Annotated in this window: 17 protein-coding genes; 9 read left to right on the forward strand and 8 right to left on the reverse strand. The window is 64.4% G+C overall.

Features of this window, described 5'->3' with window-relative positions:
- The first annotated feature begins 4 nt into the window (after positions 1 to 4).
- From sdhA to WBG82_RS01805, 3 genes are all read left to right on the forward strand, one after another.
- A complete protein-coding gene (gene sdhA / locus WBG82_RS01795) occupies positions 5 to 1,795 on the forward strand; it encodes a succinate dehydrogenase flavoprotein subunit (protein WP_424420609.1) in 1,791 nt (596 codons plus the stop codon).
- A gap of 18 nt (positions 1,796 to 1,813) precedes the next feature.
- Complete coding sequence (locus WBG82_RS01800) at positions 1,814 to 2,587, forward strand: succinate dehydrogenase iron-sulfur subunit (protein WP_324300542.1); 774 nt, start codon at positions 1,814 to 1,816, stop codon at positions 2,585 to 2,587.
- 87 nt (positions 2,588 to 2,674) lie between these two features.
- Complete coding sequence (locus WBG82_RS01805) at positions 2,675 to 3,070, forward strand: GFA family protein (RefSeq protein WP_324300540.1); 396 nt, start codon at positions 2,675 to 2,677, stop codon at positions 3,068 to 3,070.
- Between the two features lie 3 nt (positions 3,071 to 3,073).
- On the opposite strand, the gene WBG82_RS01810 is transcribed toward WBG82_RS01805, so the two are convergent.
- Complete coding sequence (locus WBG82_RS01810; protein WP_424420612.1) at positions 3,074 to 3,610, reverse strand: hypothetical protein; 537 nt, start codon at positions 3,608 to 3,610, stop codon at positions 3,074 to 3,076.
- A gap of 235 nt (positions 3,611 to 3,845) precedes the next feature.
- On the opposite strand from WBG82_RS01810, the gene WBG82_RS01815 reads away from it, so the two are divergent.
- Positions 3,846 to 4,217, forward strand: a complete 372-nt coding sequence (locus WBG82_RS01815; protein ID WP_424420696.1) for an ABC transporter permease — start codon at positions 3,846 to 3,848, stop codon at positions 4,215 to 4,217.
- An 86-nt stretch (positions 4,218 to 4,303) separates the two neighbouring features.
- On the opposite strand, the gene WBG82_RS01820 is transcribed toward WBG82_RS01815, so the two are convergent.
- Positions 4,304 to 4,606: a dynamin gene (locus WBG82_RS01820; RefSeq protein WP_424420615.1), complete on the reverse strand. Its 303-nt coding sequence runs from the start codon at positions 4,604 to 4,606 to the stop codon at positions 4,304 to 4,306.
- Between the two features lie 265 nt (positions 4,607 to 4,871).
- Entirely contained in the window at positions 4,872 to 5,189 is a 318-nt protein-coding gene (locus tag WBG82_RS01825; RefSeq protein ID WP_424420618.1) for a pyrophosphatase, read from the reverse strand.
- Between the two features lie 100 nt (positions 5,190 to 5,289).
- Here WBG82_RS01825 and zapE point away from each other — a divergent pair, with 100 nt between their 5' ends.
- On the forward strand, positions 5,290 to 6,411 hold the full coding sequence (gene zapE, locus WBG82_RS01830) for a cell division protein ZapE (RefSeq protein ID WP_424420620.1): 1,122 nt from the start codon (positions 5,290 to 5,292) through the stop codon (positions 6,409 to 6,411).
- 3 nt (positions 6,412 to 6,414) lie between these two features.
- On the opposite strand, the gene WBG82_RS01835 is transcribed toward zapE, so the two are convergent.
- The 5 genes from WBG82_RS01835 to WBG82_RS01855 form a co-directional block, all read right to left on the reverse strand.
- A complete protein-coding gene (locus WBG82_RS01835; protein WP_424420623.1) occupies positions 6,415 to 6,891 on the reverse strand; it encodes a methyltransferase family protein in 477 nt (158 codons plus the stop codon).
- A 36-nt stretch (positions 6,892 to 6,927) separates the two neighbouring features.
- Entirely contained in the window at positions 6,928 to 7,527 is a 600-nt protein-coding gene (locus WBG82_RS01840; RefSeq protein WP_424420625.1) for a class I SAM-dependent methyltransferase, read from the reverse strand.
- A 2-nt stretch (positions 7,528 to 7,529) separates the two neighbouring features.
- Complete coding sequence (locus tag WBG82_RS01845; protein ID WP_424420628.1) at positions 7,530 to 8,183, reverse strand: O-methyltransferase; 654 nt, start codon at positions 8,181 to 8,183, stop codon at positions 7,530 to 7,532.
- Between the two features lie 25 nt (positions 8,184 to 8,208).
- A complete protein-coding gene (locus tag WBG82_RS01850) occupies positions 8,209 to 8,769 on the reverse strand; it encodes a PadR family transcriptional regulator (RefSeq protein ID WP_424420631.1) in 561 nt (186 codons plus the stop codon).
- Positions 8,770 to 8,912: 143 nt separating this feature from the next.
- Positions 8,913 to 9,521, reverse strand: coding sequence for a hypothetical protein (locus WBG82_RS01855; RefSeq protein ID WP_424420633.1), 609 nt, complete (start codon positions 9,519 to 9,521; stop codon positions 8,913 to 8,915).
- Between the two features lie 231 nt (positions 9,522 to 9,752).
- Here WBG82_RS01855 and mdh point away from each other — a divergent pair, with 231 nt between their 5' ends.
- The 4 genes from mdh (at position 9,753) to sucD (ending at position 14,326) form a co-directional block, all read left to right on the forward strand.
- Entirely contained in the window at positions 9,753 to 10,742 is a 990-nt protein-coding gene (mdh, locus tag WBG82_RS01860) for a malate dehydrogenase (protein WP_424420636.1), read from the forward strand.
- Between the two features lie 151 nt (positions 10,743 to 10,893).
- Positions 10,894 to 12,039 carry an MBL fold metallo-hydrolase gene (locus tag WBG82_RS01865; protein ID WP_424420639.1) on the forward strand — a complete coding sequence of 382 codons (1,146 nt, stop codon included), beginning with the start codon at positions 10,894 to 10,896 and terminating at the stop codon, positions 12,037 to 12,039.
- Positions 12,040 to 12,277: 238 nt separating this feature from the next.
- Entirely contained in the window at positions 12,278 to 13,447 is a 1,170-nt protein-coding gene (sucC, locus tag WBG82_RS01870) for an ADP-forming succinate--CoA ligase subunit beta (protein ID WP_424420642.1), read from the forward strand.
- A complete protein-coding gene (sucD, locus tag WBG82_RS01875) occupies positions 13,448 to 14,326 on the forward strand; it encodes a succinate--CoA ligase subunit alpha (RefSeq protein ID WP_424420644.1) in 879 nt (292 codons plus the stop codon).
- Positions 14,327 to 14,425: the final 99 nt, after the last annotated feature.

The following is a 14,425-nucleotide window of genomic DNA, read 5'->3' on the forward strand; positions in this document are numbered from 1 at the left end:
TCCCATGACCGCGAGTTACAGCTTCAACGATCATACATTCGATGTAGTGGTGGTGGGCGCCGGCGGCGCGGGTCTGCGCGCGACGCTCGGCTGCGTCGAGCGCGGCCTCAAGACCGCGAACATCACAAAGGTCTTCCCGACGCGCAGCCACACGGTCGCCGCGCAGGGCGGCGTCGCCGCCTCGCTCGGCAATATGGGGCCGGACGACTGGCGCTGGCACATGTACGACACCGTGAAGGGGTCCGACTGGCTCGGCGATCAGGACGCGATCGAATATCTCTGCCGCCATGCGCCGGACGCGGTTTACGAGCTCGAGCATTTCGGCGTGCCGTTCAGCCGCACCGAGGACGGCAGGATCTACCAGCGTCCCTTCGGCGGCATGACGACCAATTTCGGCGAGGGCATCGCGCAGCGCACCTGCGCCGCCGCCGACCGTACCGGCCATGCGATGCTGCACACGCTTTATGGCCAGTCGGTCCGCCACAAGGCGCAGTTCTTCGTCGAATATTTCGCCATCGACCTCATCATGGACAATGGCCGCTGCGTTGGCGTCGTCGCGCTCGACATGGCGACGGGCGAGATGCACCGCTTCCGTTCCAGCATCGTCATTCTGGCGACGGGCGGCTATGGCCGCGCCTATTTCTCGGCGACCTCCGCCCATACCTGCACCGGCGACGGCAACGCGATGGTGCTGCGCGCGGGGCTCGCGCTCCAGGACATGGAGTTCGTGCAGTTCCACCCGACGGGCATTTACGGCTCGGGCTGCCTCATCACCGAGGGCGCGCGCGGCGAAGGCGGCTATCTCGTCAACTCTGAAGGCGAGCGCTTCATGGAGCGTTATGCGCCTTCGGCCAAGGATCTCGCCTCGCGCGACGTCGTCAGCCGCGCCATGACGATCGAAATCCGCGAGGGACGCGGCGTCGGTCCGCACAAGGATCACATTTTCCTTCACCTCGATCACCTCGACCCGGCGATCCTGAAGGAGCGTCTGCCCGGCATTTCGGAATCGGCGCGCATCTTCGCGGGCGTCGACGTGACGAAGGAGCCGATCCCGGTTCTGCCGACCGTCCACTACAATATGGGCGGCATTCCGACCAATTATCACGGCGAAGTGCTGACGCTGAAGGACGGCAATCCGGACACGGTTGTGCCGGGCCTCATGGCGGTCGGCGAGGCGGCCTGCGTTTCGGTTCACGGCGCGAACCGTCTGGGTTCGAACTCGCTCATCGACCTCGTGGTCTTCGGCCGGGCGGCGGGTATCCGCGCCGCCGAACTCCTCAAGGACCAGAAGTCGCAGCCAGAGCTGCCGAAGGGGGCCGGCGATTTCGCGCTCGCCCGTTTCGACCGCTTCCGCAACGCGAACGGCAAGACGCCGACCTCGGCGCTCCGCATCAAGATGCAGCGCGCCATGCAGGAGGACGTCGCCGTCTTCCGCACCGGCGAGACGCTGGAGGAGGGCAAGCGGCGCGTGGCCGAGATTTTTGCCGAGCTTCCCGATATCCGCGTCACCGACCGTTCGCTCATCTGGAATTCCGACCTCATCGAGACGCTGGAATTCGACAACCTCATCGTTCAGGCGATCGCGACCGTCGAGGGCGCGGTGGGCCGCAAGGAAAGCCGCGGCGCCCATGCCCGCGAGGATTTCCCCGACCGCGACGACGCGAACTGGATGAAGCACACGCTCTGCTGGGTCGACACCGAGACGGGCAAGACCGCCGTCGATTATCGCCCGGTCCACACCTACACACTTTCCGACGAAATCGAGTACATCAAGCCGAAGGCGCGCGTTTACTGAGACGCGAAGGGTTCGATCATGGTTCAGCTCACACTGCCCAAGAATTCCCAGACCACGGAAGGCAAGACCTTCAAGGCGGAAGGCGCGACGCGCGTCAAGCGGTTCCGCGTCTACCGATGGTCGCCCGACGACACCGCGAACCCGCGCATCGACACGTTCGAGGTCGATCTCGACAAATGCGGGCCGATGGTTCTCGACGCCCTCATCAAGATCAAGAACGAGGTCGATCAGACGCTGACCTTCCGCCGGTCCTGCCGCGAAGGCATTTGCGGCTCCTGCGCCATGAATATCGACGGGGCGAACACGCTTGCCTGCACCAAGGGCATCGACGAGATCGACGGCGATGTGAGGATCTACCCGCTGCCGCACATGCCGGTGGTGAAGGATCTCGTTCCCGATCTGACCAATTTCTACGCGCAGCACGCCTCCATCGAGCCATGGCTCCACACCAAGACCGAAGAGCCGAAGAAGGAATGGCTGCAATCCCACGAGGATCGCGAGAAGCTCGACGGGCTCTATGAGTGCATTCTCTGCGCCTGCTGCTCGACGTCCTGCCCCTCCTATTGGTGGAACGGCGACCGCTATCTCGGCCCGGCGGCGCTGCTGCAGGCTTATCGCTGGCTCGTCGACAGCCGCGATCAGGCGACGCAGGAGCGCCTCGACAAGCTCGAGGACCCCTTCAAGCTCTATCGCTGCCACACCATCATGAATTGCGCGAAGGCCTGCCCGAAGGGCCTGAACCCGGCCAAGGCCATTGCCGAGATCAAGAAGATGATGGTCGGCCGGGCCTGATCGCCATCACCGCGACCGAACTAGGCCGCTCCCCCGGGAGCGGCCTTTTTCTTTGCCGGCCGCATCCGGCCATCGCATAGTCGAGCCATGAGCGAAAGAGACTGGCACAAGGGTGCATGTCATTGTGGTGCGGTGACCTTCGAGGTCGAAACCGCGCGTGACATCGTGCTCGACGATTGTAACTGCTCCATCTGCGCGAAGACGGGCTATCTCCATCTCATCGTGCCGGCCTCGCGCTTTCGCATCCTCTCGGGCGAGGAAAGGCTCACCGAGTACCGGTTCAACACCGGGACGGCGCGGCATCTCTTCTGCTCGGTCTGCGGGGTCAAGCCCTTCTATGTGCCGCGCTCCAATCCCGATGGCTGGAGCGTCAATTTCCGCTGCCTCGACCGCTCGGAATTCGGCGAGGTCACTATCCGCCCCTTCGACGGTCAGAACTGGGAAGCGCATGGCGCCTCGCTTGCCCATCTGAGCCGAGAGTAGGCCCTATTCCCGCACATATTCCGTATCGGGCGCGGTATAGCGGGCGGCGGCCGCCAATGCGCGTTTGAGATCGTCATAGGACGAGAAGGCGCAGTCATTGCCGCTGCGCGTGATGTTGAAGGTGGCGGCGCTTTCGCCATGGCGCTCCGCGATGCGGATGAAGTCGCTGCATTCGGGCGCGAAGCGGAGCCAGCCCTCGCCCCTCTGGCGGAGAAGCCCATAGACGGCCTTGCCGGGTTTCTCGCTGTCGCGGATGAGGGCGATGTAGTCGCCGCCCCCAATGTCATCGAGCAGGCCCGCGACGGGCTCCTCGCCGTCGAATGTGTAGAGGTAATCGGCGCCCTTTCTCGTGACGGTGAGATGGCGCGGCGGTGCTGACGCGCGGCTGCCATTGTCATCGAGCTTGTAGGCGGCGAAGCGCGTGCCCTCCGGGACCGGATAATCCGCCTCGGCGGGGCCGAAGAGCGGTGTCTTGCTCACGAAGCAGGCCGAGAGAAGAAGGCATGCCGCCATGATGGCGGCAGATCGGCATCCGTGCATGTCGGCTCTCCATGGAATCGCAGAGGCGCCTTCATGCTGCACCGGGATCGGCGCCCGGGCAAACGGCCCGCCCAAAAGGGACGGCCCGCGCCTCGAGGAAGGACGCGGGCCGGTCGGGGGGCGAGAGATAGGCCGGGGCGCTCAAACGCAGCCGGGGCTCCGCCGCCACTTGTGGTGTCGCCACCAAGGGCGTGAAAAGGAGCATAGTCCCCAAAGCTGAACCGCCGGTGAACGGCTGGCGGGCCCGCGGCTAGGGAGTTCTACGGATTTCACCCGGCCTTGCGGCGCCGCGCTCTTATCGACCTTCTCGCTCATCATCGCCTGCATCGTCAAAACGCGCGAACGCTTCATGGGCATCGGCCAGGTGCTCACCATGCTGCTCTTCTTTGCGAGCAATGCGATCTATCCGATGAGCACCATGCCGGGCTGGCTGCAGGGCGTGTCATATCTCAATCTGTTGAGCTACACGGTCGATGGCTTGCGCGCGCTGATGCTTGCGGATGGCGAAAGCGGCTTCGGGCTCGCGGTCGATTTCTCTGTGCTCGTGCTCACACTCGCCGTTCTCGTCATGATCGGCGGGAGAATGTACCCGCGGCTGGCGACCTGAGCCGCCGCGCCACCACTTTGCCGCAGACATGAAAAAGCCCGCGCATCTTTCGATGCGCGGGCTGAACTTCGGCTCCTGATCGGAGCTTACTGCTGGCCGGACGGAGCCGGTTCCGAAGGCGTGGCCGGAGCGGGCTCGGACGGCGCGGCCGGTTCGGTCGTGGCGGGAGCGTGTTCCGTCTCCGCCGGGGCGCTCTCGGCGGGCGCACTCTGGGCCGGCGCGCTTTCCGGAGCGGCAGGCGTTGCCGGTGCTTCGGCGGGCGCCGTCTCGGACGTCGTCGGCGTGCCGGTCGTTTCTGTCGGAGTACCCTTGTTGGTCAGCTTGTAGCCGACGAGCAAAACCACGGCGATCACAATTACTGCGATGATGACTTTCACGGAGTTGGACATTGTCGTTCCTCTTAACTGTGTTCTGCGGCCGTTTGTTTCATGCGGGCCTGCTGCAGCCGTTGCTCCCGCCAGGTTCCACGGGCGCGAATCCCCCGGACCCCGGTGAAATGCTAGTCGAATGTCGCCGGAGCGCCAGTATGAAACGCTTTATGGAACGTCGTTTCCATGGCGGCGCATCACATAAGCGGCGGCTGCGCGTGAAAAACATGAGCGAAGTCACGTCCTTAGGCGAATGTTGCAGCCATGCGACGGCGCGGAGAATGTTTCATTCATTCCCGAGCGGATCGAACCGCCATTTGCGCCGGATCGCGGGCGCAAGCTCAATTCCGTGCCGATGAACGAAAAGCAGAACATGGCCGAGGAGGTCGGCGGTCTCGCTGGCGAGGTCTTCTCTGAGTTCGGCATCCGACCGGCCATGACGGCGTCCCCGATCAGTCAGCCTCATCCAAGCTTGCGTGAGTTCGCCCAGTTCCTCCTCCATTTTCAGGATGAACCAGTCGTCGTTTCGGGCTATTCCGTGCGAAGCTGCGTAGGCTTCGGATGCCTTTTCAAAAAGGCCGGCAAGTTCCTCGAGCTGATGCATGGCTATGCCTGGCTAATCCCAGGACGCCTCTTTCCCGGTTCCGGAATTCTATCGACGGCACGATGTTCTTTCAATGTTCTCACCTGGCCTCTGCTGAAGAATGAACAAGGGACCGCTTGCCGCCTATCGCCGGAAGATCGAGAAGGGTGAGATCGCAGCCGATCCCGCGCAGGCGCGCGCCGCCGAGCGGCTTCAGCATCTGGCCACCGAACTTGCGGAGTGGAAGCCGGGCAAGAAGGTCGGCCCCTTCGCGCGCCTCGGCTTCGGCAAGGCACTGACGCCGCCCGAAGGCGTCTATATCTGGGGCGATGTCGGGCGCGGCAAGTCGATGCTGATGGATCTCTTCTTCGATCACGTCCGCATCAGGCCGAAGCGGCGCGTCCATTTCCACGCCTTCATGCTCGAAACGCATGAGCGCATCTTCAACTGGCGCCAGCGCGAGAAATCGGGCGCCGTGAAGGGCGGCGATCCGATCCCGCCGGTTGCGCAGGAGATCGCGAAGGACGCGGCGCTTCTCTGCTTCGACGAATTCCAGGTGCAGGACATTGCCGACGCCTCGATCCTCGGTCGTCTTTTCACGCAGCTCTTCGATCTCGGCGTCATCATCGTCGCGACCTCGAATATCGCGCCCGACCGGCTCTATGAGGGCGGCCTCAACCGCCATCGCTTCCTGCCCTTCATCGATCTCGTGAAGGAGCGGATGGATGTCGTCCATCTCGACAGCGCCACCGATTACCGTCTCGACAGGATGATGGGGCTGCCGGTCTACTACACGCCGCTCGGGTCCGAATCGCGCTCGGCGCTCGACAGGGCGTTCCACCGCCTCACCGACAAGGAGCGCGGCCATCCGATGACGCTCGCGCTCAAGGGGCGCGCCGTCGAGGTGCCGCAGGCGGCCCATGGGGTCGCGCGCTTCTCCTTCGAGGAGCTTTGCGCCCGGCCGCTCGGCGCGGCCGATTACATCAAGATCGCGCAGAGCTTCCACACCGTTCTCATCGACGATGTGCCGATGATGAGCCCGGAGCGCCGCAACGAGGCCAAGCGCTTCGTGACCCTCATCGACGCGCTCTATGAGGCCAAGACGAAGCTCATCGTCTCGGCCGCCGCCGAGCCTTCCGCGCTCTATCCGAAGGGCGATGGCGCCTTCGCCTTCGAGCGCACCGTGTCACGGCTCATGGAAATGCAGAGCACGGATTATATGGGCCTGCGCGCGGCCGATTGAGATTTACAGCCAGCGCCGCACACGGGCTTTGTAGTCACGGTAGGGATCGCCGAACCTGGTTTCGAGATAGCGCTCCTCCCGCGCGATCACGCCGTAGCGCATGATCAAAAGCAGCGGGATCAGCAGCGCGATGATCCAGCCATTGTCGAGGAGGAGACCGAGGCCCACATAAATCGCGGTCATGCTCACATAGATCGGGTTGCGCGAGAAGCGGTAGGGGCCCTCGGTGACGAGCGCATTGACCGGAAGGTTCGTGGGTATGTTCGTGCCAGCCTTGTTGAAGCGCCGTACACAGAGAGACATGAGCAGCACTCCGACGGCGAGGAGGATTGCGCCTGCTATTCGCGCGAGGCCAGCCTTGTCGGCGAGCGGCAGGGGATAGAAAAACCCGAACAGCGCGCCCGCGAGCAGAAATCCGAAATATATGTAAGGCGGTTTGGCGATGACGCCGGGATGGTCTGGCGCGGCTTCGTTTGGCATTGGGCGGCTCCTCTCGTTTCGCCGGTCGTTTTCCGATCAGCTCTCCGCCAGGATGACGGGAGAGGTGTCGGCGTCGGGCCGGACGCGCCCGGCCGCAAATCCCGTTCGAGCGAGCAGCGTCAGCGCATCCTCGACTTCGTTCGGCGTGCGGCTCCAGGGATTGGGGAGCCAGTCGACCTGCCTTTTCGCGTGATTGCGCAGGATGAGGATCAGCCGCCCGCCAGGGCGAAGCACGCGGTGGATCTCGGTGAGCGCGGCGACCGGGTCCGGCCAGAACTGGAAGCTGTGAAGGGCGGCGGCGGCATCGAAGCTCGCATCGGGCCAGGGAAGGTTCTCGGCGGTTCCTTCGATGAGTTCGTGGCGGACGCCCATATGGTCGAGGCGGCGGCGGGCCGTTTCGACCATGAGCGGGGAGAGGTCGACGCCCGCGACAAATCCTGCCGTGGCGCGCGATGCCATCATCTCGACAAGCCTGCCAGTGCCGAAGCCGATTTCGAGAAAGCGGCCTTCGGGCGAAAGATCGATGAGGCTTGCCGCGCGCTCATAGGCCGGGCGGTTCGTGCGTTCCATGAGAAAGCCGAAGATGCGGCCGGCGACGCCGTGGGGCCGCATGGGCTGGGGAACGGAACTCGTCACGTCTATTTCTTTCGTGCGAGCATCACGCCATCGCCGACGGTCAGCAGCGATGCGTCGACGCGGGGGTCGGCCGAGATTTTCGCGTTGAGCGCGCGGATCGCGACGGTGTCATCGTCCTTTATTTCCGGCTTCGCGACGGCACCGCTCCAGAGCATGTTGTCGAGCGCGATCAGGCCTCCGGGGCGCAGCAGCTTCAGACAGGCTTCGTAATAGGCGTCGTAGCCGGTCTTGTCGGCGTCGATGAAGGCGAAGTCGAAGGTGCCTTCCTTGCCCGAGCGGATGAGCCCATCGAGCGTTTCGAGGGCGGGGGCGAGCTTCAGCTCGATGCGCTTCTCAAGGCCCGCCTCCTTCCAGTAGCGCCGCGCGATGGAAGTCCATTCCTCGTTAACATCGCAGCAGAGCAGCGTTCCGTTCGGCGCGAGGCCGCGGGCGATGGCAATGGCGCTGTAGCCGGTAAAGGTGCCGATCTCGATGGCCTTCCTCGCGCCGATGGCGCCGACAAGGAGCGTGAGGAAGGCACCCTGGTCGGGGCCGATCTGCATCTGCGCCATGGGCAGTTTCGCGGTCTCGATGCGGAGCTTCTTCTGCGCCTCGGTTTCGATCACGAGCGATGCCGAATAGGCCTCGATCGCTTCCGGCAGGAGTGAGCGTGACATGGAAGGGCCTCCCTCTTCGCGTTGATCAGCAGCGTTCGATTTTCGCGGCGGCGGCATCGATCGCCTCGGCAATGGCGGCGATTTCAGTCGATGAGAGCGGCGCGCGCTCGAGCCGCAGGCGAAGCGCGGTGCGGAAATTCTCGACCGCCCGGATGATTTCCGGCGCGGGTCCGGCGCGGAAGCGGCGGCTTGCTTCCTCCATGCGCGCGAAGATCGCGTCGAGCGTCGCCTTGTTGTCGGCGAGGAAAGCCTCGCCCGCGGACGTGATCGTGTAGAGCTTCTTCGAGCCTTCGCCGGGCGACACGCTCGCAAAGCCCTGATCCTCGAGCAGGGTCAGCGTCGGATAGATGACGCCGGGGCTCGGGCTGTAAGTGCCGCCGAAGGCACCCTCGATGGCCTTGATGATGTCATAGCCGTGGCGCGGCTCCTCGGCGATGAGCCGCAGGATGACGAAACGCAGATCGCCCTGCTCGAAGGCGCGGCGGCGCCGGCCGCGGCGATGATGGCCCGGCCCGAATGTGTGCCAGTCGCGATCCCTTCCGCCGAGATCGTGCCCATGACGATGGGCTCTGAAATGCTTGAACATGGGTACTTCCGATAGTGTTTAGATATATCGAAGTTAAAGATATATCTTTACATATCGAAGTCAAGGGGGGCCCATCTCCCGCACAAGGGCGGGCGCGCCGGCCGGAGCGCGGTCCCCGAAGGAGGGTGGAGATCAGGACTGGTTCAGAGGCCGAAATAATCGCCCCGGCTCGGGCGCAGGCCGAGCGAGCGGGCCGCATGGGCGGGCGCGCTTTCGGCGGTCTGCCCGCCTGCGTCCGACCCGCGAATGTGGACGTCATAGGTCCAGGATTGTCCGAAGGCCGCCGAAAGCATGCCGAAGGAGAGGGGGTGCGTCTCGCTATCCGCCTTCTTGCGGGCGACCTCGAGGGAGAAATCCTCCGCCCCGCGCCGGTCGACCGGGGCAAAGCCAAGGAGATCGGGGTCGAGGGAGGAAGCGGTCTTCACCGTCTCCCCGTCGCCCAGCAGGGCGAAGACGCCCTGGAAATCGCCCCGCGTCGCGACCGTGTCGGGCGTCTCGCAGAAAGAGCGGCCATCGCGCAGCAGCGTTTCGAGGAAACGGCAATCCTTGCCGGTGATGGCGGAAACGGCGTGTTCCGTCAGATCGCGGCCGGTCATGATCGTCGCGCTGAGGCCCGCAAGCGAAAAGACCTCCGCGGCGGTGAGCCCGCCGATGACAGGCGCGGCGCAGCTCGAAAGTCCGGCCAGCCCGGCCATCGCGGCCGCGAGCTTCAGGACCGGCCGCCTGAAACGCGGCAAAGACGTGTATGGCATTGCCCGCACTCCCCCCGAGGCGCCTGGCGATTGTCCCGGAATGAAACCTGCGCGCCGGGGCCGCCTTACGTCAACGGCCAAGCGGAATCCTGGTTAATGGCCGCACACGGTTTATTGCGGAACGCCGGGATTCACGCTACTAGCTGCCAGCAGTTTCACCCACGCGGCGCGCGATCCGGCCGGCGTCGGCCACCGATCCACCCTGCAGACAGACATCCGGAGGCTCATTTCATGGCGCGGAAGAAAATCGCACTTATCGGCGGCGGTCAGATCGGCGGCACGCTGGCTTTGCTTGCCGGGCTCAAGGAGCTCGGCGACGTCGTCATCTTCGACATTGCCGAGGGCCTGCCGCAGGGCAAGGCGCTCGATCTCGCCGAGACATCGCCCGTCGAGGGCTACAACGCCGCGCTCTCGGGCACGAACAGCTACAAGGACATCAAGGGCGCCGACGTCGTCATCGTCACCGCGGGCGTGCCGCGCAAACCGGGCATGAGCCGCGACGATCTTCTCGGCATCAACCTCAAGGTCATGGCGCAGGTCGGCGAGGGCATCGCCAAATACGCGCCGAACGCCTTCGTCATCTGCATCACCAACCCGCTCGACGCGATGGTCTGGGCGCTGCGCCAGTTCTCCGGCCTGCCGCACAACAAGGTCGTCGGCATGGCGGGCGTGCTCGATTCCGCGCGCTTCCGCTATTTCCTCGCCGAAGAGTTCAATGTCTCCGTCGAGGACGTGACGGCCTTCGTGCTTGGCGGCCATGGCGACACGATGGTGCCGCTCGCGCGCTATTCGACCGTTGCGGGCATTCCGCTCCCGGACCTCGTCAAGATGGGCTGGACGACGAAGGAAAGGCTCGAGCAGATCATCCAGCGCACGCGCGACGGCGGCGCGGAGATCGTCAGTCTGCTGAAGACCGGCTCCGCCTTCTATGCGCCGGCCGCCTCCGGCATCGAGATGGCCGAAGCCTATCTGAAGGACCAGAAGCGCGTTCTGCCCTGCGCCGCCTATCTTGAGGGCCAGTATGGCCAGAAGGACGTTTATGTCGGCGTGCCGGTGGTGATCGGTGCGGGCGGCGTCGAGCGCGTCGTCGAAATCGAACTCAACGCCGCCGAGAAGAAGGCGTTCGAGAAGTCGGTCGGTGCCGTCGTCAGCCTCATCGACGCCTGCAAGAAGATCGACCCGAGCGTCGCCAAGGGCGCGGCGCCCAAGGGCAAGAAGTAATAACCGGAGGCCTGAGGCCTCTGCCGGAAAAGGCCGCCCCCGGGGCGGCCTTTTTCATTTTCGGCGCTCGCGGCGCCGAAAGGGGCGCCGGGTCTTGCGCCGCCTTCATCCGATGATTAATGTTCTCCATTAATCAGGACCGGAGGAACGGATGAAGCGGATCGTATTTGGGGGGGCGGCGCTCGCCGCGCTTCTCGTCATCATCGGGGCGGGCGCGGTATGGCTGTCGCCATCGCTTCAGGACGGCATATTGGAGCGCGCGGCCGAGCGGCGCCTTCAGGAAGGCGACAGGTCGGATCTTCTCGGCGACAAGGCGCTTCACATCGTGCTTTGCGGCACCGGGTCGCCCATGCCGGACCCGGAGCGCGCCAATGCCTGCACGGCCGTCATCGCGGGCGGGCATATGGTCCTCATCGATGCGGGGCCGGGCGCCTGGCGGAAGATCGCGGCCAGCCGGCTTCCGGCGGCGGCCCTCGATACGGTCCTGCTCACCCATCTTCATTCGGACCATATCGGCGGGCTGGGCGAGGTGGCGGTCCAGAGCTGGATCGCGGGCCGCAAGACGCCGCTCGATATTTACGGGCCCGGCGCGCCAGCCGATCTCAAACATGAGGAAGACGCCGAAGGCCATGGCCGGTCGGGAACGGCCGATGTCGTGCGCGGTTTCGCGGCGGCCTATGATTCCGATGCGGGGTTCAGGCTCGCCCATCATGGTGCCGATTTTCTGGCGCCTGAAGGTGCACGCATGATCCCGCATGAGATCGCGATGCCCGCGCCCGGAGAGGCCGTCACTGTTTACGACAAGGACGGCCTCAGGATTTCGGCCTTTCTTGTCGATCATCATCCGGTCGAGCCCGCCTATGGCTACCGGATCGAATATGAGGGCCGCGTCGCGGTCGTCAGTGGCGATACGAAAAAGATCGAGAACATGGTGCGTTTCTCGAAGGATGCCGATCTCCTCGTGCATGAGGCGCTTGACCCCGCAATGGTGAAGCTTCTCGCCGTCGCGCTCGACAAGACCGGCAATGCGCGGCTCGCCAAGATGGCGCGCGACACGATCGGCTATCACACCTCGCCCGTCGAGGCGGCGGAGATCGCGCGCGAGGCCAATGTGCGAATGCTCGTCTTCACGCATGTCGTGCCGCCGCTGCGCAATGCGCTGATGCGGCATATCTTCATGCGCGGCGTCGCCGAGGCGCGGGGGGCGGGCGAAACGCGGATCGGCGAGGACGGGCTGATGCTGAGCCTGCCCGCGGGCTCGACCGCGATCCAGAGCCACCAGCTCGGCGGGGAGTGAAGGCGGCCGGAGCGAGGGGCGAGGCCGAGTGGCGGTGCGGGTCCGTTTGACGTAGCGTCAGGCTATCTACAGGAAATTATTGAGAATTCTGTAAGCGGGCAAAAAGGCGATGCTCTGAACCCAGATTCATGATTTGGCGGTTGCGCCCGGATTTCCGGGTGCTATAACTCGCGGCAATCCGTAATTTTTCCATCGGGGCCGCACTCCGCGCTGCCCCTCCAGCCCGGACGGACCGCCCATGAACATCCATGAATATCAAGCCAAGGCCGTGCTTGCGAAGTATGGCGTGGCGGTGCCGCGCGGCATTCCCGCGTTCACGCCCGATGAGGCGGTCGCCGCCGCGCAGAAGCTCGGCGGTCCCGTCTACGTCGTCAAGGCGCAGATCCATGCCGGTGGACGCGGCAAGGCCGGTGGCGTCAAGGTCGTGAAATCGCTCGACGACGTGAAGGCCGAAGCGACGCGCCTTCTCGGCTCGACCCTCGTCACCCATCAGACGGGTCCGGCCGGCAAGCAGGTCAATCGCCTCTATGTCGAGGAAGGCTCCTCGATCGCCCGCGAGCTCTATCTCTCCGTGCTCGTCGATCGCGCGACCTCGCGCATCGCCTTCATCGCCTCGACCGAAGGCGGCATGGACATCGAGGAAGTGGCGCACAAGACGCCGGAAAAAATCCTCACCTTCTCGATCGATCCGGCATCGGGCATCTCCTCCTTCCATGGCCGCAAGGTGGCGTTCGCGCTCGGCCTCGAGGGCGCTCTCAACGCTCAGGGCGTCGATCTCGTCCAGAAGCTCTACAATGCCTTCGTCGCCGAAGACATGGCGCAGCTCGAGATCAATCCGCTCGTCGTCACCGGCGACAACAAGCTCGTCTGCCTCGACGCCAAGGTCGGCTTCGATGACAACGCGCTCTACCGGCACAAGGACATCGTCGAGCTGCGCGACATCACGGAAGAAGATCCGGCCGAGGTCGAGGCGTCGAAATACGACCTCAACTACGTCAAGCTCGACGGCAAGATCGGCTGCATGGTGAACGGCGCCGGCCTCGCCATGGCGACGATGGACATCATCAAATATTACGGCTCCGAGCCTGCGAACTTCCTCGATGTCGGCGGCGGCGCGACGAAGGAAAAGGTCACCGCGGCCTTCAAGATCATTCTTTCCGATCCGAACGTCGAAGGCATTCTCGTCAATATCTTCGGCGGCATCATGCGCTGCGACATCATCGCGGAAGGCGTCATCGCCGCCGCGAAGGAAGTCAGCCTCAAGGTTCCGCTGGTGGTGCGCCTCGAAGGCACCAATGTCGATCTCGGCAAGAAGCTGATGGCCGAATCGGGGCTGCCCATTATTTCCGCCGACAATCTCGCCGACGCGGCCGAGAAGATCGTCAAGGCCGTGAAGGAGGCTCACTAAATGTCTGTTCTCGTCGGCAAGAATACGAAAGTCATCACCCAGGGCTTCACCGGCAAGCAGGGCACCTTCCACTCCGAGCAGGCCATCGCCTATGGCACGAAGATGGTGGGCGGCACCTCGCCGGGCAAAGGCGGCACGACGCATCTCGGCCTTCCGGTCTTCAACACCGTTGCCGAAGCCGTCGAGAAGACGGGCGCCACCGCTTCCGCGATCTATGTGCCGCCGCCCTTCGCCGCCGATGCGATCCTCGAGGCGATCGACGCCGAGATCGAGCTTGCAGTCTGCATCACCGAGGGCATTCCCGTGCTCGACATGGTGCGCGTGAAGCGCGCGCTTTCGGGCTCCAAGACGCGCCTCATCGGGCCGAACTGCCCGGGCGTCATCACGCCGGGCGAGTGCAAGATCGGCATCATGCCCGGCCACATCCACAAGCCGGGTTCGGTCGGCATTGTTTCCCGCTCGGGCACGCTTACATATGAGGCAGTGGCCCAGACAACGGCAGCGGGCCTCGGCCAGTCCACCTGCATCGGCATTGGCGGCGATCCGGTCAACGGCACGAACTTCATCGACGCGCTCGAGATGTTCCTCGCCGACCCGCAGACGGAATCGATCATCATGATCGGTGAAATCGGCGGTACGGCGGAAGAGGAAGCTGCCGATATGATCAGGGCCTCGAAGGTGAAGAAGCCGATGGTCGGTTTCATCGCCGGAGTGACGGCTCCCCCCGGACGCCGGATGGGCCATGCGGGCGCGATCGTGTCCGGTGGCCGCGGCACGGCGGAAGCCAAGATCGAGGCGATGAAGGCCGCGGGAATCCGCGTTTCGCCGTCGCCTGCGGCACTCGGCACGACGCTCGTCGACTTGCTGAAGGGCCGTTGAGAAATGTTGCGGAGCCGCCGTCTGAAGGGCGCTGGCTCCGCAGGGTTTTTTAAATGGCTTGTTGACCCTGACCGGATAGGATTCGGGTCAGCAAACGGC

Source organism: Parvibaculum sp., assembly GCF_049671045.1.
Taxonomy (GTDB): domain Bacteria; phylum Pseudomonadota; class Alphaproteobacteria; order Parvibaculales; family Parvibaculaceae; genus Parvibaculum.